Consider the following 17,484-nt stretch of genomic DNA (forward strand, 5'->3'; position numbering starts at 1 on the left):
TAAACCAGCCGAATGCGCTCATAACTTTACACAATCCAGTCTCCCGCACGCCCGTGCCCAGCCGTCAACCCCGCTTCCCCGAACGCCCGGTTGTTTGCAGCACACACCTGCCGGACAACGAAAAAAGCTGAGCGGCGCCGTCAGGCACACACTCAGCTTTTCATCTATAAGACATTTTTTCCTGTATTGAAACAGCTCAGAAGGGTCGTTCCAACCTTTGTACTCGGGCGTCAGCCTCTGCGTGCTCCGCGGCCTCCGCGTTTGGACTCAGTTGCTCGCTTAAGTGTCGTAAGGCGTTCCTCGCTGTCCTTCATGAATTTCGCCATTTTCTGCTCGAAATTCTCCGGACGCTCCGGTGCGCGTCCTCCCTGACGAGGGCGTGATGGTCGCTGCGGTCGCTGCGGCCGTTCGGATTCCGGTTTCGCTTTCCGGATCGACAGGCCGATTTTGCCGTCAGATCCGACGTTCATGACTTTCACTTCAACTTTGTCGCCGACTTTCAAGTGGTCGTTGATATCTTTGACGTAGTTGTCTGCCACTTCACTGATGTGGACAAGTCCTGTTACGCCGGTCGGCAATTCAACGAATGCCCCAAAATTAGTGATCCCTGTCACTTTACCCTCTAATTTGCTGCCTACTTCAATTGACATAAAAAAAATGCTCCTCCTTAGAATTTAAGCGGGCCTTCCTTTCAGAAAGCCTAGCAACCGTTTTTACGGGTCCTGCCTGCGCAAGATTCCTACTTTCATTATATCCAACAAAAAAAGAGTGTCAATAAGACTACTCTTTTCCGTCATCTTTTTTGTCCAGTTTTTTCTTCCCTTCCGGAAGGGAGAAGATGATTTCACCCTCATTGGAAACGAAATACTCTTTCCGGGCCAATTTTGCAATGTATTCTTCGTCGTCCAGTTTCAGCAGCTGTTTCTTCAGCTGCTCCTGCTCGCCCGTCTTCACGGCGAGCTGTTCGATCAATTCCTGTTTCTCCAGCTGTTTGGCTGCGAGCAATTCCTTCTGCTGATGATTGTAGACCGCAATGCCGCCGAATGTGACGATGGCGATCATCGCAAACACGAGCAGTTTCACTTTCAGCCGCTTCTTCTGTTTGCGCCGCCAGTCCTCTTTGCGCTGCATGGAGCGGACATATTCAGTTTCAATTGACGCAACAGATGAGGAATTCAGTTTCCTTGCCTTTTGCTCCATCTCCTGTACAGCCCCCTCAACTACAATTTACAGATGGTTCTTTCCCCAGTATACGTCATGCCGCCCTTTTTTTGAAGGATAAGTTGGCAAAACGGCGATAGATATACCGGATTGGTCCCAATAGGACGTAGACCACTGTAAAAAGGATGCGGAACACTGCCCGGATGCAGACATATACCAGCCGGATGATCCAGGTGACCGGCCGGATGACCAGCACAATGACCAGCCTGCCGAACAGACGGAACGGTCTATGGAACAGACTCGCATACAGCAGCAGACCGGCCAGCTGGGCGATCGGATCGTACATCCGCCACTCGCCCGCACGGTATTCAAACAGGACAGCGAAAGCGAAGCAGCCGGCAAGCAGCCAGCCCGCGCCTTCCAGAAGGCCGGAGATCCTCCGGATGTACGATGCTTTCTGCGTCCGGTCGATCCCTGTACCGATCATGTCCATGAACGCGCCTGCAATGACCCCTGAACCGATCATCGCAAGCAGGCTGAGGAACTGGCCGGAGATGCTCATCCGAACAATTTATGGAGGAAATTACGGGAGCCTGTCTCTTCTTCATCGTACTGCAGTGTGCTGACAGAGCCCTCCAATGTGAGAAGGCCTTTGTCGACATCCAAGTGGACGATGCGTAATTCTTCTCCTTTGATGGTCAGCATTCCCTGGGACGTGCGGACGAGGAACTCTTCTTGGTCGAACCGGTCGATAGTCTTTACAGAAGTGAGATCCATTCGTTTCCGGTTGCGCATGGTGACGACGTGGTCGCCGGATGGGATTGTGTACGTCGGACTTTCAGTTTGAATTTGCATAGTCTGTCCTCCTGTCGATTTTGTACACTGCCATCCTATGCGCGTCCAATAAAAAACATGACAGGAAAAGATCCTGTCATGCCTCCTCAGTCTTCATCGTCCACGAATTCCGGTTCCACTTTGTCGAGTTTTTCTTCTTTGACGATCGTGTACATCGCAGCTGCATCCTCTTTTTTCGTGGAGGCTTTCAGTTCGTTCACTGTGACGGTGACGATCTTCTGGCCGAACCGGATGGCGAGTTCATTGCCCGGTGCCACATCCGATGATGCTTTCGCGACTTTCCCGTCGATCGTGATCCGACCCTGGTCCGCGACCTGTTTTGCGAGTGTCCTTCTTTTGATAAGCCTGGATACTTTCAAGAATTTATCGAGTCTCATGCTGGGTTCCTCCTGTCCGTTTGGCATCTTGCCAGAATTGTTCCAGCTCGTCCAGTGTATAATCGCTGAATGAACCGCGCCCGGCGGCTACGGCCTGTTCGATGTAGCCGAACCGCGTGCTGAACTTGCGGTTGGCATGCTGCATCGCTTCCTCCGGTGAGAGCTTCAGGAACCGGGCGATGTTGACGAGCGTGAAGAACACGTCGCCGAGTTCGTCCGTGCGGGTATCCTGCGTCCCTTCTGCCACTTCGTCCTTGAATTCCTGCCATTCCTCTTCGAACTTATCGAATGCTCCTTTTACATCCTCCCAGTCGAATCCGACCCGGGCTGCCGCCTTCTGGTAATTGAACGAGGTCAGCAGGGACGAGCTTGTCAGCGCCTGTCCGTCGAGCAGGGAGGTACGCTCCGGTTTCTCAGCCGCCTTGATGGCCTGCCAATTGGTCAGGACATCCTCTGTATCCTCGACTTCAATTTCCCCGAAAACATGCGGATGCCTGCGGATCATCTTATCCCCGACCGCCTGCAGGATGTCTTCCATAGCGAAATAGCCTTCATCCTCCCCGATCTGCGCATGCAGGAAGACCTGCAGCAGCACATCACCGAGCTCCTCGATGAGCCCGTCATCGTCTTCCCGATCGATCGCATCAAGGACTTCGTGCGCTTCTTCTATCAGATATCGTTTCAGCGACTCATGCGTCTGTTCCCGATCCCACGGGCAGCCGTCCGGTCCGCGGAGTGCGGCAATGATCGCGCGGAATGTCCGCCATTCCTTCAGCCTGTCCGTCTGTTCAGGGACAGGCGGCACGTAGACCGTCGTCAGGTTGTCGATCTCCGTCTCGCGGTCGAGTTCTACAAGCGGAAGGGTGCGCACCCGCTCAAGCGACGTCCCGGCCGCCTTCACAATCGTGACCGGATGTTCGACCGGGTATTTCTCGAGCAGTGCCAGTTTTACATCCGAAGCGACGAACGCATCATAGACCTGGCCGATCAGGATATGCTGCTGCATCAGCACATCATCCTGATGCAGGTCCGCTGCATCCAAAAGCTGGAACCCTTCAATCGGATCGATGCGGAGTGCCGAAAAGATCGGGTCGAGGAAGCTGCTGCCTCCCGCGATCTCCAGGATGGCATTCCCTGCCCGTTCCTGCTCGATCAGCAGCTGGACAGTACGTTCCGCAACGAGCGGATGGCCGGGCACAGCATATACAACCGGCTGTTCCGATGCCAGCTCCGTCAGCTGCCGGACAATCTCCTCATAGACCGCTTCGAACGAATCATTTGCCTCATAGACGGCATCGAAACTCCGCACCTGGACACCTTCCGCTTTCAGCTCGTCGACGGCCGGATGATGATCCGTCCGGACGATGAGCGTACCGGCGGCTTTCAATTTCCTGTAGACGCCAAGCGGCAGTTGGTCGAGTTCACCGGCACCAAGGCCGATTATCGTTATTTTTTCCATACAATCACCTTCTCTTTTTCGTCAATACCAGCTGCACGCGCGCAAGCCGTTTCCCGAACGGCAACAAATACCAATCCCGGTCGCCCAGCACACGCGTCTTCATGATGATGAACAGGAATACGGCAGCGCCGAGTCCGACAGCGGGCAACGCCGACAGTGCTGCAGACAGCCGGCTGTCCCCTGCCAGGCCTGCCGCATCGATTCCCGCTGTCCAGGCGAGCACAACGGCCGCCATTGCAGCGCCTGCCGCACCTATCCAGCCATAGAACCTGGCAGGGGCCAGGCGCGCCGGCCAGGTTTTCTTGAAGAGTAAAAGCAGACCCGCCGCTGTTACCGCAAACCCGATATTGCCGGCAAGCGCTGCCCCGGCAATCCCGTATACAGGGACGAGCAGGACATTCGACAGGACCTTCACAGCCAGCCCGAGTACCAGCCAGGCTGCCGGGCCTTTCCCGGAACCGGCCCCCTGCAGGATTGCACAGAGCGGCAGTACGAGCGACAGCCAGAAAATCTGCAGGCAGAAGATCGCAAGTGCGCCGGAACCGTCTCTTGTTTCAAACAATAACACATTCACATAAGGCAGCAGAAGCGCAAGACCGAGTGCGGCTGCAAATCCGAACAAGACAGCAACACGGTACGTCAGCTGTACGAACGGCCAGGCGCTCCGTCCTCCGCTTCTTGCCGTATGGTGCGCGATCAGCGGCACAATCGCCATCGCGAGCGTCGTGGCGATCAGGCTGCCGAGCTGCAGCAGCGGCTGGCCGCGGTCATAGATCCCTTTCAGGACCATGGCAGCCGTGTCATCGATGCTGTCCGCTGTCAGCAGGTTCAGTACCGTGAATGCATCCGCCAGCTGATACAGCAGGAGGATGAGGGAACTTGCACTCAGACTGACACTGACGACGGTCAGTTCGCGGATGACGCGTTTCCGGTCGATGGCTGCGGGCCTGGCGCGCACGGACCGGCGATGCCAGAGTGCCAGGATCAGGACGCCGGCAGCCTGGCCGATCACGGTCCCAATGACTGCAATCTCCCCTGTCGTATACAGCGACGCGCCCGAACGAACCGCGAGCCACGTACCCGCCAGAATGATGGCGACGCGGATTCCCTGCTCGCCGACACCCGACACGGCGATCGGCATCATGTCCCCTTTGGATTGGAAGACCCCCTTGTACACCGCAAGCAGAGGCATGACCAGCAAAATATAGGCACCCGCACGCAGCAGCGGCGCCAGGGCGGCATCCCCCATCATCCGTGCGATCGTTTGAGCACCGGTCAGCAGCCCTGCGAACGCGAGTATGCTCAGTACACTCAGATAGACGAACGATAAATTGATGATCGCCCGCCGTTCACCGGGATGTTCCGTACCCGCCAGCAGCTTGGAAATGGAAACCGCCGCACCGTACGTCGTCCAGATCACGAAGATCCCGGTGATCGGGTACACTTGCTGATAAATGTAGAACCCTTTGTCCCCGACCAAGTTCTGGAAGGGGACACGGTACACGGCCCCGAGCAGTTTGACAATCAAGGCGGAGACCGTCAGCATTGACGCGCCTTTCATAAATGTTTTCATATTCCAATCGCCTGCTGCCATGCTGAGTCCTCTTTCGTTTTGTGGATGGTGTCCATTATACCACTGCCCGCTTGAAACGACAGCTTCCCGGGGGCACGCACAAAAAAACCTGCACGTCCTGAAGGGTTCAGGCGGTGCAGGCAGATTACTGTTCCATCTGTTTGGCTAAAAACAAGGCGGCCGTTTCGGCAGTCTTCTGTTCGGCTTCCCCGACAAAGTGGACTTTCGACAATAAATAGATTGCGCCGATGGTATCACCGTTCACAACAATCGGAGTGACACAGTAGGATTTCACATGCTCGGTCTGTCCCGGCACCCATTCCACGGTCTTCTCCATTTTTTCCGTCACCATCGCCCGCTGCTTCAGCAGCTCTTCAGCGTCGGCAGACACCTGCCGATTCAAATAGTCCTTCTTCGGAAGACCGGCCACCGCGATGATTTCATCCCGGTCACTGATAAGTGCCGGCGTGCCCAATGTCTGATAAAGTGTTTCTGCATATTCCGCTGCAAACTGGCCGAGTTCGGAAATCGGGGAATACTTTTTCAGGATGACTTCGCCGTCCCGATCCGTAAAAATTTCAAGAGGGTCCCCTTCCCGGATCCGGAGCGTTCGCCGGATTTCTTTCGGGATGACCACCCTTCCCAAGTCATCGATCCTGCGGACAATACCGGTTGCCTTCATGCATGATGCCTCACTTTCTAATTGAAATCCGCTTTACGGACTCAGTATGCTTCATGCATGGGCATTTTATGCAGGGACGGGACTATCCGGCATCCACTTCGGCAGTTTCTTTCTCGGCTGTCCGCAGCAGCTGTATGATCTTTTCAAGCACATCGAACTCCGTCTGTTTACCGAGTTTCCGGTCATCGATCGTGATGACCAGCCGGCCGTCATCCATCGTGAAGCCGACAGCACGGCCATAGGCCATCGTTTTCGAGACGAGTTTCGCACCGTCCGTCTTCGCGGTCCCTTCAGCGGAGAACCGGATTTCGATGACGGACTGCTGTTTTTTGATGGAGGCAACGCCCGCTTCTTTCCCCCACGCTTTCAGGCGGCCTACGCGAAGCAGCAGTTCCGCTTCGAACGGCAGATCGCCGAACCGGTCGGTCATCTCGTCCCACAGTTCGTTGAAATCCTGCTCACCCTCAATCGCTTTCACGCGTTTATACATCTGGATCTTCTGGTAGCCGTCCTTGATGTACGTATCCGGCAGATAGGCATTGATCGGCAGGGAGATCTCCAGGTCAGGCCGGTCTTCTTTCGAGATGCCGGTCTGTTTCTCCTCCACGGCTTCCTGCAACATCTGGGAATAGAGATCGAACCCGACCGAATCGATGAATCCGTGCTGTTGGGATCCGAGCAGATTCCCGGCTCCCCGGATGGACAGGTCACGCATTGCAATTTTGAATCCGGAGCCGAGTTCCGTGAATTCCTTGATGGCCTGCAGACGGTTCTCCGCCACTTCCGTCAGCACTTTGTCGCGCTGATACAGGAAATAGGCATAGGCAACCCGGTTCGACCGTCCGACACGGCCTCGCAGCTGATACAGCTGGGACAGGCCCATGCGGTCGGCGTCATGGACGAGCAGCGTATTGACGTTCGGGATATCGATTCCTGTCTCGATGATCGTCGTGGTCACGAGGACATCATACTCCCCTTCGAGGAAGCTGAGGATGATCTCTTCCAGCGCCGCTTCCCCCATCTGTCCGTGTGCGAATCCGACACGGGCTTCCGGCACCAGCTGACGGATCTCATCAACCTTTTTCGTCATATCCTCCACCCGGTTATACAAGTAGAACACTTGTCCGCCGCGGGACATCTCCCTCTCAATTGCCTCGCGCACCAGCGCCAGGTTATCCTCCATGACATAGGTCTGGACAGGGAACCGGTTAGCTGGCGGTGTTTCGATGATCGACAGGTCGCGTACACCGATCATCGACATATGCAGCGTTCTCGGAATCGGCGTCGCGGTGAGTGTCAGTACATCGACATTCGTCTTCAGCTGTTTCAGCTTTTCTTTGTGTGTGACGCCGAACCGCTGTTCCTCGTCGACGATCAGCAGGCCGAGGTCCTGATAGGCAACGTCCTTCGACAGCAGGCGGTGTGTGCCCACGACGATATCGACCGTGCCGTTCTTCAGTCCTTTCTTGGTCTCTGTCTGCTGTTTTTTCGACCGGAACCGGTTGAGCAGGGAGACCTCGATCGGGAAGTCGGCGAACCGCGACTTCATCGTCTCGTAATGCTGCTGGGCGAGAATTGTCGTCGGCACGAGGAATGCGACCTGCTTGCCGTCCGATACAGCTTTGAATGCAGCACGGATGGCCACTTCCGTCTTGCCATACCCGACGTCCCCGCAGAGCAGCCGGTCCATCGGCCGTTCCTTCTCCATGTCCTGCTTCACTTCGACAATGGACCGGAGCTGATCGTCCGTCTCTTCATAAGGGAATGCATTTTCGAAGGACCGCTGCAGGTCATCGTCTTTCGAGAAGGCGAACCCTTTCTGGGCTTCCCTCTCCGCATACAGCTTGATGAGGTCATCGGCGATGTCTTTCACGGCTGCTGACACTTTCGTCTTCGTCTTCTTCCATTCCGCCCCGCCGAGCTTGTGGAGCTTCGGCTCTTTGTCACCGGATGCGACATACTTCTGTACGAGGTCGATCTGATCGGCCGGCACGAACAGCTTATCTTCGCCGCGGTAGCGGATATCGAGATAGTCCTTGCTGACACCGCCGACATCCAAGGTCACGACACCATAATACTTACCGATGCCGTGCTGGACGTGCACGATATAATCGCCGGGTTTGATTTCCGAATAGTTTTTGATGCGTTCCGCGTTCGAGATTTTCTGCGGACGGGCTTTCCGCCTCGGTTTCCCTTTGAACAGTTCACCGTCCGTGATGACAGCGAGATGCTGCAGCGGCAGCTCGAACCCGGCATGGAGACTGCCGTCGATGACTGTGATCATGCCGGCTTCCGCAGCAGCCGCGTTCCCGGTTGCCTGAATATCATAATCGGCCAGGATGGACCGGACTTTTTCGACCCGGTCGCGCCCTTCTGCGACAACGAATACATTGAAGCCGCCATGCTGCCAGCGCTCCGTCTCCGCTTTCAGCAGGTTCATCTGTCCGTGGAACTCCTGCATCGGCTTGCAGGAATAGGACAGCACTTCCTTCACCGTAATTCCCGGGAGGGTCCGTGTAAACAGGGACGTATACAGCTTTTGGGCAGTGAGCGCGGCATGCACTTCAGCAAACGGCACAGACAGCACCGCGTCATGTACGATCTTTCCTTCTTCCAGCAACGACAGGCGCCATTCCTCTTCGTCTTTCTCAAGCATGGCCGCGCCTTCCTGGACCCGGTTGATTTCATCGAAAACGACAAGCGCATCATCCGGCAAGTAGGTGTTGAGGGTCGTGACCTGGTCCCCCGCGAAGCCGGCGTACTTCACCATGCTTTCCGGCTGGACGCCAGCTCTCATCAGTTCGATATCCCCGGAGATCGTCTCCAGCAGATTCTCTTTGACTGTCTCGTCTTTGACTTTTTTCAGGCTCTTGGCAAGTGCCGCTTCCAGCTTGTCTGCGATTATCAGCAGATCCCCGGCAGACCAGGAGAATTCGGATGCCGGCTGCAGGCTGACGTCTGTCAGTTTGCCCGTGGAACGCTGGTCTTCGGCCGAGAATGTCCTGATTGAATCCACATCGGTGTCGAACAGCTCAATCCGGATCGGATCGTCCGCCGTCAGCGGATAGATATCCAGGATTCCGCCCCGTAAAGCGAATTCCCCGGGAGCGGTGACCATGTCTTTCCGGGCATACCCCATGCCGGTCAGCCGATTCAGCCAGCTGTCCATATTGATACTGTCTCCGACAGATACGGAAAGGGTGCCCGCGGCGAACCGGCCCTTTGTCGGGATCAGTTTCTTCAATCCGGCGACAGGCGTGATGTAGATGCCTTGTCCTTTGGATGCCAGATGGCTGAGCGTGTCGATCCGTCCTGCACGCAGTTCGAAGCTTGCGAATGCAAAGTCCGCCGCTATCAGTTCCTCTGCCGGATACAGATGGACACACTCCTCCCCCAGCTGTTTGACGAGATCGTCATATGTACGCTGTGCCTGCAGCATGTTCGGCGAAACGATGACCACCGGGCGGCCGATCTCCTGCTGGAGCGTCTGGAAGAACAGCGTCTTTGCGCCTCCTGTCAGACCTGTCAGCAGCTGCCGGTCCTGGCCTTTCGCCAATTTGTCCGCCAATTGCCCGATCTTTGCTGACTTCCGGTAATAGTTTACTAATGAGTCCATTCGGATCCGTCCTTTCTCCGTGAAATGCATAAGCACAAAAAGCTTTGCGCGCCTGCAGCAGGCGCCAAAGCCAGGCTTCTCACTGAAGCCACTTTTCAACTGTATAGTACTCGGGGAACATGCTCAGCGAGTCTTCGCACTGTTCGCAGATACAGCGGATTTCGAAGGATCCCCGGCCGTGCTCGGACAGGAACCCGTCATCCGATTTCTGCAGTTCAGCGATCGTTTCCTTCACGGACGCAAATGGCACGGAGCCGATCTCCGTCCGGCAATGCCCGCAGCGGTAGGTGACCATCCGCATCGCCGCCTTTCAAATGTACATGCTGTACAAGTATAGGCAGCACAGACAGCGCTTATGCCTGCGGGTCAGTTATAGTCGTTCATCACTTCAAGGAACGGTCTGCCCAGCCAGTCGCGGCAGGCAGCGGCGCTGCGTTCGACGGCCTCACGGATGAGCGGCTGTTCCTCCTCGGAAAAAGGACCCAGTACATAATCCGCTACCGCCATGCGGCCGTCCGGACGGCCGATGCCGATCCTGACCCGGTTGAACACGTCGGTCCCCAAGTGGGCAATAAGGGATTTCACGCCGTTATGCCCGCCAGCCCCGCCTTTCGCCCGCAGCCGCAGTTTGCCGGGCGTAAGATCGAGATCATCATAGATGACGGCGATGTCCTCATCGTCCGCTTCGAAGTAATCCATCAGCGGCCGCACGCATTCGCCGGACAAGTTCATATAGGTGAGCGGTTTCACGAGCATCACTTTTTCACCGCCGGCCCGGACGGTCGTATAGAGACCGTTGAATTTCGTCTGGAAGGCGGGTGCATCCAGCTGTTCCGCCAGCAGATCGATCGCTTGAAAACCGACATTGTGACGGGTCATTTCATATTGTTTACCCGGATTTCCGAGTCCGATGATCATTTTCATAGGAACGCTCTCTTTCTATGGGGAATGTATCGTAAAACGTAAAAACAAGCGCACGGCGTGCCGTGCGCTCTTTGTATTATTCGCTGTCTTTGTCTATTTCGTTGACGACTTCCGGTTCAGCTGTGCCGCCGGACTCTTCGTCAAGTGCGTCAAGCTCTTCCTCAGTACGCGGTGCAGAGACGAGAACGATCGTTTCGTCGTCTTCGTTCTGGATTTCGTACTTGGTCCCTTCACGCAGGTCGGATACTTGGATCGTATCTCCGATGTCCAGTTTTGACACGTCGACTTCGATGCTCTCCGGGATGTCCGAAGGTTTTGCTTTGACTTTCAGTTCCCAAAGCGGCTGCTGGACGACGCCGCCCGCTTTCTCACCCGGTGATGTGCCTGTGAGGTGGATCGTCACGTCGACCTCAAGCTCTTCCGACATGTTGATGGCGAGAAAGTCTGCGTGCTCGACTTTGCCTGTCAGGACATCCGCCTGGTAATCGCCGAGCATGACGTCTATATCGTTTCCGTCCACCGATAGTTTGAACGCACCATTGCGGCCGTGTTCCTGAACGGTCTTGATGAGGTCGCGTTCTTCCACTGTGATCGGAGTGGATTCCGTTCTGAACCCGTATACGACGGAGGGCACTTTCCCCTCCTGGCGCAATTCGCGCAATGCTGACTGTGGAGCAGTTTCACGTTTTTCCGACTGTAATGCTGTACTCATATGCTCAGTCCCCTTTATAAAAGAAGTTTTCCTACATAGTAAATACCCGTTACATGACGTTCCAAACCCTGTCTGCCTGTTTCCAGCACGCTGCGCTGACGGCTCAGTCGAACAGTGTGCTGACGGATTTCTCTTCAAACACCCGGATGATCGCATCTCCGATGAGGCGCGCAACGGACAGCTGCTTGATCTTCGGTGAGTGTTTGTCTTCCGGAAGCTCGATGGTGTTCGTGATGACCAGTTCCTTGATCTTCGAATCGTTGATGCGCTGGATGGCCGGTCCTGACAGGACAGGGTGCGTACAGCAGGCATAGACTTCCGTTGCGCCCGCTTCAACGATTGCATTGGCTCCGGCCGTGATTGTGCCGGCCGTGTCGATGATGTCATCGATCAGGATGGCGATTTTGCCTTCGACCTGGCCGACAATGTTCATCACTTCACTGACGTTCGGTTTCGGACGGCGCTTATCGATGATCGCAATCGGCGCTTTCAGGCGGTCGGCCATTTTGCGGGCACGCGTCACGCCGCCGTGGTCAGGCGAGACGATGACGATATCGTCGCCTTTGAACCCTTGGTTTTTGAAGTGCTCGGACAGCAGCGGAACGGCCACCAGGTGGTCGATCGGGATATCGAAGAACCCTTGGATCTGCGGCGCATGGAGGTCCATCGCGATCACCCGGTCCGCTCCCGCTTTCTCCAGAAGGTTCGCAACGAGCTTGGCCGTGATCGGTTCACGGGAACGCGCTTTGCGGTCCTGGCGGGCATAGCCGTAATACGGCATGACGACATTGATCGTCCGGGCAGATGCACGGCGCAGTGCATCGATCATGATCAGAAGTTCCATCAGGTTATCGTTGACCGGGTAGGAAGTGGATTGGATGACGTATACGTCACAGCCGCGGATGCTTTCTTCGATATTGATCTGAACTTCACCGTCACTGAACCGTTTGACGGAACATTCACCGAGCGGGCAGCCGATGAAATCTGCGACTTCTTTCGCCAGCGGTTCGTTTGCGTTCAGTGTGAAGATTTTCAGTTTGTGGTTCGGATATTGATTGGCCATGATGGACCTCCTGTTTTATCGTTTAGAGTTTAGTTTCGCTGCATAGCCTTCCTTGTTCTCTTGGCGGACCCGGGCGATGGCCAGGGAGTCTTCCGGGACATCTTTCGTGACAGTGGATCCCGCGGCGACGTAGGAACCCTTGCCTACCTTGACCGGTGCGACCAGATTGGAATTGCAGCCAATGAACGCCTCGTCTTCGATTGTCGTCTTGAACTTGTTCTTACCGTCGTAGTTGACCGTGATCGAGCCGCAGCCGATGTTGACGGCGGAGCCGACGTCCGCATCCCCGATATAGCTGAGGTGGGATACCTTGCTGCCATTGCCGAATGTCGATTTCTTGATTTCCACGAAGTTGCCGACTTTGACATGGTCACCGAGTTCGGACTCGGGCCGGATGTGGGCGAACGGGCCTACAGCTGTATCGGCACCAATGATGCTCGACTTGACGACCGAGGAGTGCACCGTCGTCCGGTCGCCGATCGTGCTGTCCGTCAGGTGGCTGTTCGGGCCGATCACACATTCTTCACCGATGCGGCAAGCCCCTTCGATTAGTGTCCCCGGCTGGATGACGGTATCACGGCCGATTTCAGCATCCGCGCTGATGACTGCCGTATCAGGTGAAATGATCGTCACACCGTTCCGCATATGTGTTTCCGCTATCCGGCGGCGCATGACCGCTTCCGCCTGTGACAGGACGACCCGGTCATTGACGCCGAGCGTTTCACTGAAGTCTTCACAGGCATATGCGCCAATCAGGGATCCTTCCGACTGGAGGATGCCGATGACGTCCGGCAGATAGTATTCCCCTTGTGCATTGTCGTTCTTCACTTTTTTCAGTGCTTCGAACAATGCCCGGTTATCGAAGCAGTACGTACCGGTGTTGATCTCCCGGACGGCCTGTTCCTCAGGGGTGGCATCCTTCTGTTCAACGTTGCGCAGCACTTCCCCGTTTTCCCCGCGGATGATCCGGCCATAGCCTGCCGGGTTGTCTGCAATCGCGGTCAGGATGGTCGCTTTTGCGCCAAGTTCCCGGTGCTCACGGACAAGGGCCTCCATCGTCTCCGAGCGGATCAGCGGCGTGTCTCCGCAGACGACAAGTGTCGTGCCATCCAGATCGCCGAGCAGCTGTTCCGCCTGCTGTACCGCATGCGCAGTCCCGAGCTGCTCATCCTGCAGGACGTATTCACTTTTGGAACCGAGAGTCTGTTCCACTTTTTCTGCTCCATGGCCGACAACGGTGACGACACGGTCCGCCCCGATGCCTCTGACGTGATCGATGACGTGCTCCACCATCGGTTTCCCGCAAACCGGGTGCAGCACTTTATATAAATTCGACTTCATGCGTGTTCCCTGGCCTGCTGCCAGTACGATTGCATATGTACTTGTCATGAGCTGTCCCCCATCCTAGATTTCATATTAGACTATAGCCGACACAGCAGTGATTTTCAACTATTGCCGCTTGACAATTTATGCATAGTGTCTTATTATTATTGGCTTTTTCGGATGACAAACCGCTCAGCGCTCGCCAATAGAGCCGCAAGCGGGCAGGCTTGCGGCTCTGTGACAATTTACCGACAGATTCAGTTTCACACAGGTGCCGGATCCAGAACTTCTTCCTCGGCATGGTAGACCTGCAATACAGCATCCTGGACTTTCATCCGTGCGTCCGGATTGATGGGATGTGCGATGTCGCGGAATTCCCCATCCGGCGTCCGCTTGCTCGGCATGGCCACGAACAGGCCGGCATTCCCCTCGATGATCCGGATATCATGGATGACGAATTCGTCGTCGATTGTAATGGATGCGATCGCCCGCATCCTTCCCGTTGTCTCCACCTTGCGCAGCCGTACATTCGTTACTTGCATATCCCTTTCCATTCCCCTTTCTGACAAAACGTGTTCTTGTATAAGTTCTACATAGACTCCCGAATCCCTTTATGGGAATTTAAATTTTTCCGACTATTCCATGTGCAAAAAAGCTGCCCGCCCATCAGCAGAGGCTGACAGTCCGAGCAGCTGTACATGCCGCTTACCCAGCGACTGCAATTACTTCGATTTCGACTTTCACATCTTTCGGCAGACGTGCGACTTCCACGGTTGCACGTGCAGGGGTATGCTCCCCGAAATGGCGGGCGTAAACATCGTTCAGCGCGCCGAATTCGTTCATGTCCTTGATGAAGACCGTCGCCTTGACGACCTGTCCGAGTGAAGAGCCGGCTTCCGCCAGTACAGCCTTCAGGTTTTCGAACACCTGGTCCGTCTGTTCTTCGATTGTCGCACCGGCAAGCTCACCGTTTGCAAGCAATGGGATCTGGCCTGATGTGTAAACCATGCCGTTCACTTTGACCGCTTGTGCATAGGGGCCGATCGCCTTCGGTGCCTTCTCTGTCGCTACGTAGTCCATCTTATTCTCCGCCTTCCGAAAAGTAGTTGCCTTCCTCGAGTTCAATCGTCCGGTCGACCTCATTCACACTGCGCAATTTCACCAGTGATCTGTACGTTTCCTTCAGCACCCGCTCCGAGTGCTCGGATTCGACCAATACAGCCGCTCCTGCCACTTGGCAATCGAACTCTTCGACGAGGTTCCGCATGCCGAGCATCGTGCCGCCGGCTTTCATGAAGTCATCGGTGATCAGTACACGCTGACCGCTTTTCATGCTGCGTTTCGACAGGACCATCGTCTGGATGCGGCGGGCCGACCCCGAAACGTAATTGATACTCACCGTGGAGCCTTCCGTCACCTTGCTGTCACGCCGAACGATGACGACCGGCACATTCAGATGATGTGCGATCGCATGGGCGATCGGAATGCCTTTCGTCGCCACGGTCATGATGACATCGATCCCGCTGTCCGCAAACGCTGCCGCGAACAGGCGCCCGACACTGTCCATAAGCCGCGGATTGCCGAGCAGGTCGGTCATATATAAATAGCCGCCGGGCAGCAGACGGTCCGTATGGCCCAGTTCTTCCATGAGCTGGGCGATGACACCATGTGCCGCCTCTTCAGACATAAGAGGAATATATTTCACGCCGCCGGCAGCACCCGAAACGGTCAGCAGCCTGCCTGCACCGCTCGTTTCGAACGTCTCTTTCACGATGGTCAGATCTTCGCTGATGGACGACTTCGCCGACTGGAACCGTTCAGAAAAAACAGTGAGCGGGATGAGCTGGTGGGGGTGTTCCAGCAAATGGCGAGTCATCTCGATGAGACGTTCACTCCGCTTCCACTTCATGGCCAACAACTCCTAAAACCCGAATATTCTATATCTAGACTACCATAATCATCTGTCTTCAAGCAAGATGGGTCCGTTCGCCCATCATCCGCACAGCGTAGACTTCCGGACAGAAGCCTTTCAGTCCGTTATAGACACGGGCCACCTGGGATTCATGCTGCACAAACCCGAACACTGTCGGTCCGCTTCCGCTCATCAGCACGGCATCCGCACCGAATTTCAGCATCTGCTCCTTCAGGACGGCCACTTGGGGATGGAGGCGCATTGTGACCGGTTCGAGTGCGTTGCCGAGAAGGCTGCACATCGCATCATAGTCACCAGACGCCAGAGCCGCCATCATGCCCGCTGTATCCGGATGATGGATGGATTGCACGTCGAGGGCACCGTATATGTCCGCGGTCGAGACGGAAATGGCCGGTTTTGCCAAAATGACCCAGCAGTTCGGCGGAACGTCCAAGTGCCGGATCTTTTCCCCGCGGCCGGATGCAAGCGCTGTGCCGCCGTAGACACAGAAGGGGATGTCCGAGCCGATCTGGCCGCCGAGCTCCGCCAGCTCGTCCAGCGTCAAGCCGAGGTTCCACAGACGGTTCAGACCGCGCAGTGTCGCAGCAGCATCCGAGCTTCCGCCTGCCAGACCCGCAGCGACCGGTATATGTTTGTCCAATGTAATTTCAACGCCTTCAGTCACGTGATGCCGCTTCCGCAGCAGATCAGCGGCCTGCCATGCGAGATTCCGCTTATCATTCGGGACATACCGCTCGGATGAGCGGATGATGATGCCGCGGTCGAGCGGTTTCAGCCAGACACGGTCTGCAAGATCCACCGTCGTCATGATCATTTCGACTTCATGGTAGCCGTCCGGCCGTTTCTGCAGGACATCGAGCGTTAGATTTATTTTTGCGGGCGCTTTTTCAGATATCATACTCATCTGGCTGCCTCCATTCAAACTTCATTGCCCCCTATTTTACCATAGGCGCAAATAAAAATGCCGGGTTTGTGCAAAGAGCACAAAAAAAAGCCGGGCCCGCACGATTGTGCAGAACCACAGCTTCTTCTGTCAGCCATTCGTTGGATTTGGGTTATGCAGCACTGGTCCTCTTAGTGCGGCCGTTCCTGCTCCGAGAGTCCCCGTTGTGCCATCTCAATCGCGCGCTTCACCATATTACCGGCATCCCGCGATTTGATGCCTCCCCACCCTTCACGCTCGACCACATCGTAAAATCCAAGTTCCTTCGCAATTTCCACCTTCAGCTGCTCAGACATTACGCCATTCCGTTTCGCCATTCAGGTTTCCTCCTTATTGGCTGACGACCGTAGCATGACCGGAAGGAACGAAAAAACACCCCGTAATACTTTCCAGAGGAAAGTTTGGGGTGTTTCGGTAAAATTGAATTCGCTGATAGTAAAAGTGCTATTTAATCTCAAACGCTGTGGTGTCTCCACCGTCCAGTATCGTTATTTCAACCGCTTCGGTCAAAATATCCGCATAACTGTATGATACCCGTTCAAACGCATTTTCGTCCTGATCAAGTTCCACTACAAATACTGCACGATACGTGTCACGAAGGATTCCAGCTCGTTCGATCGTCTTCTTCCGACCGCCGTTTGCACGAAGGTGCATACGTTTTCCCAAGTGAGCATCCAATGACTTCTTAATGTCCGCTAATGTTTTTGGCATGTCGCTTCCACCTCACTATGTATTATCATAACACAGTGAAAAAGTTCTGTCAATTAAAACTTTAAATTTTAACAGGTTGAATTTAGCTTTGTCAATGCTTTTAGTCTAGTTTTTTACGTTTCGACATTCTTTTTTCCTCAGAATCGTCATAT

At 55.2% G+C, this 17,484-nt stretch carries 20 protein-coding genes; all 20 read right to left on the bottom strand.

Features of this window, described 5'->3' with window-relative positions; translation table 11 throughout:
• Positions 1-230 precede the first annotated feature (230 nt).
• Entirely contained in the window at positions 231-650 is a 420-nt protein-coding gene (locus QWT68_RS11720) for a S1 domain-containing RNA-binding protein (protein WP_040285257.1), read from the bottom strand.
• A gap of 130 nt (positions 651-780) precedes the next feature.
• Positions 781-1,200, bottom strand: coding sequence for an FtsB family cell division protein (locus tag QWT68_RS11725; protein ID WP_040285256.1), 420 nt, complete (start codon positions 1,198-1,200; stop codon positions 781-783).
• A 55-nt stretch (positions 1,201-1,255) separates the two neighbouring features.
• The gene (yabQ, locus tag QWT68_RS11730; protein WP_040285255.1) at positions 1,256-1,723 is read right to left on the bottom strand and encodes a spore cortex biosynthesis protein YabQ; all 468 of its coding nucleotides are present in this window, start codon (positions 1,721-1,723) and stop codon (positions 1,256-1,258) included.
• Positions 1,720-2,016, bottom strand: a complete 297-nt coding sequence (gene yabP / locus QWT68_RS11735) for a sporulation protein YabP (protein WP_040285254.1) — start codon at positions 2,014-2,016, stop codon at positions 1,720-1,722. Before yabP ends, yabQ begins: the two co-directional genes overlap by 4 nt.
• Before the next feature lie 86 nt (positions 2,017-2,102).
• A complete protein-coding gene (locus QWT68_RS11740) occupies positions 2,103-2,393 on the bottom strand; it encodes an RNA-binding S4 domain-containing protein (protein WP_040285253.1) in 291 nt (96 codons plus the stop codon).
• Positions 2,380-3,852: a bifunctional methyltransferase/pyrophosphohydrolase YabN gene (gene yabN / locus QWT68_RS11745; protein ID WP_040285252.1), complete on the bottom strand. Its 1,473-nt coding sequence runs from the start codon at positions 3,850-3,852 to the stop codon at positions 2,380-2,382. Before yabN ends, QWT68_RS11740 begins: the two co-directional genes overlap by 14 nt.
• Before the next feature lie 4 nt (positions 3,853-3,856).
• The gene (locus QWT68_RS11750; protein ID WP_244898651.1) at positions 3,857-5,425 is read right to left on the bottom strand and encodes a putative polysaccharide biosynthesis protein; all 1,569 of its coding nucleotides are present in this window, start codon (positions 5,423-5,425) and stop codon (positions 3,857-3,859) included.
• Between the two features lie 145 nt (positions 5,426-5,570).
• Complete coding sequence (spoVT, locus tag QWT68_RS11755) at positions 5,571-6,107, bottom strand: stage V sporulation protein T (RefSeq protein ID WP_040285250.1); 537 nt, start codon at positions 6,105-6,107, stop codon at positions 5,571-5,573.
• Positions 6,108-6,189: 82 nt separating this feature from the next.
• Positions 6,190-9,723, bottom strand: a complete 3,534-nt coding sequence (gene mfd, locus QWT68_RS11760) for a transcription-repair coupling factor (RefSeq protein WP_290148512.1) — start codon at positions 9,721-9,723, stop codon at positions 6,190-6,192.
• Positions 9,724-9,802: 79 nt separating this feature from the next.
• Positions 9,803-10,018 (bottom strand): anti-sigma-F factor Fin, encoded by a 216-nt coding sequence (locus QWT68_RS11765; protein ID WP_040285248.1) that lies wholly within the window; start codon positions 10,016-10,018, stop codon positions 9,803-9,805.
• Positions 10,019-10,089: 71 nt separating this feature from the next.
• Positions 10,090-10,647 (bottom strand): aminoacyl-tRNA hydrolase, encoded by a 558-nt coding sequence (pth, locus tag QWT68_RS11770; protein WP_290148513.1) that lies wholly within the window; start codon positions 10,645-10,647, stop codon positions 10,090-10,092.
• A gap of 76 nt (positions 10,648-10,723) precedes the next feature.
• Positions 10,724-11,359 carry a 50S ribosomal protein L25/general stress protein Ctc gene (locus tag QWT68_RS11775; protein ID WP_040285246.1) on the bottom strand — a complete coding sequence of 212 codons (636 nt, stop codon included), beginning with the start codon at positions 11,357-11,359 and terminating at the stop codon, positions 10,724-10,726.
• A gap of 103 nt (positions 11,360-11,462) precedes the next feature.
• Positions 11,463-12,422: a ribose-phosphate diphosphokinase gene (locus tag QWT68_RS11780; RefSeq protein WP_040285245.1), complete on the bottom strand. Its 960-nt coding sequence runs from the start codon at positions 12,420-12,422 to the stop codon at positions 11,463-11,465.
• Positions 12,423-12,437: 15 nt separating this feature from the next.
• A complete protein-coding gene (gene glmU / locus QWT68_RS11785) occupies positions 12,438-13,811 on the bottom strand; it encodes a bifunctional UDP-N-acetylglucosamine diphosphorylase/glucosamine-1-phosphate N-acetyltransferase GlmU (protein ID WP_040285244.1) in 1,374 nt (457 codons plus the stop codon).
• A gap of 197 nt (positions 13,812-14,008) precedes the next feature.
• A complete protein-coding gene (gene spoVG / locus QWT68_RS11790) occupies positions 14,009-14,287 on the bottom strand; it encodes a septation regulator SpoVG (RefSeq protein ID WP_040285243.1) in 279 nt (92 codons plus the stop codon).
• A gap of 163 nt (positions 14,288-14,450) precedes the next feature.
• Entirely contained in the window at positions 14,451-14,825 is a 375-nt protein-coding gene (locus tag QWT68_RS11795) for a RidA family protein (protein ID WP_040285242.1), read from the bottom strand.
• Between the two features lies 1 nt (position 14,826).
• A complete protein-coding gene (purR, locus tag QWT68_RS11800) occupies positions 14,827-15,654 on the bottom strand; it encodes a pur operon repressor (protein WP_040285241.1) in 828 nt (275 codons plus the stop codon).
• Between the two features lie 58 nt (positions 15,655-15,712).
• Positions 15,713-16,576 carry a 4-(cytidine 5'-diphospho)-2-C-methyl-D-erythritol kinase gene (gene ispE / locus QWT68_RS11805; protein WP_290150484.1) on the bottom strand — a complete coding sequence of 288 codons (864 nt, stop codon included), beginning with the start codon at positions 16,574-16,576 and terminating at the stop codon, positions 15,713-15,715.
• 176 nt (positions 16,577-16,752) lie between these two features.
• On the bottom strand, positions 16,753-16,938 hold the full coding sequence (locus QWT68_RS11810) for a small, acid-soluble spore protein, alpha/beta type (protein ID WP_040285240.1): 186 nt from the start codon (positions 16,936-16,938) through the stop codon (positions 16,753-16,755).
• A gap of 127 nt (positions 16,939-17,065) precedes the next feature.
• Entirely contained in the window at positions 17,066-17,332 is a 267-nt protein-coding gene (gene veg / locus QWT68_RS11815) for a biofilm formation stimulator Veg (protein WP_040285239.1), read from the bottom strand.
• Between the last annotated feature and the right edge of the window lie 152 nt (positions 17,333-17,484).

This window comes from Sporosarcina trichiuri (assembly GCF_030406775.1).
GTDB lineage: Bacteria > Bacillota > Bacilli > Bacillales_A > Planococcaceae > Sporosarcina > Sporosarcina trichiuri.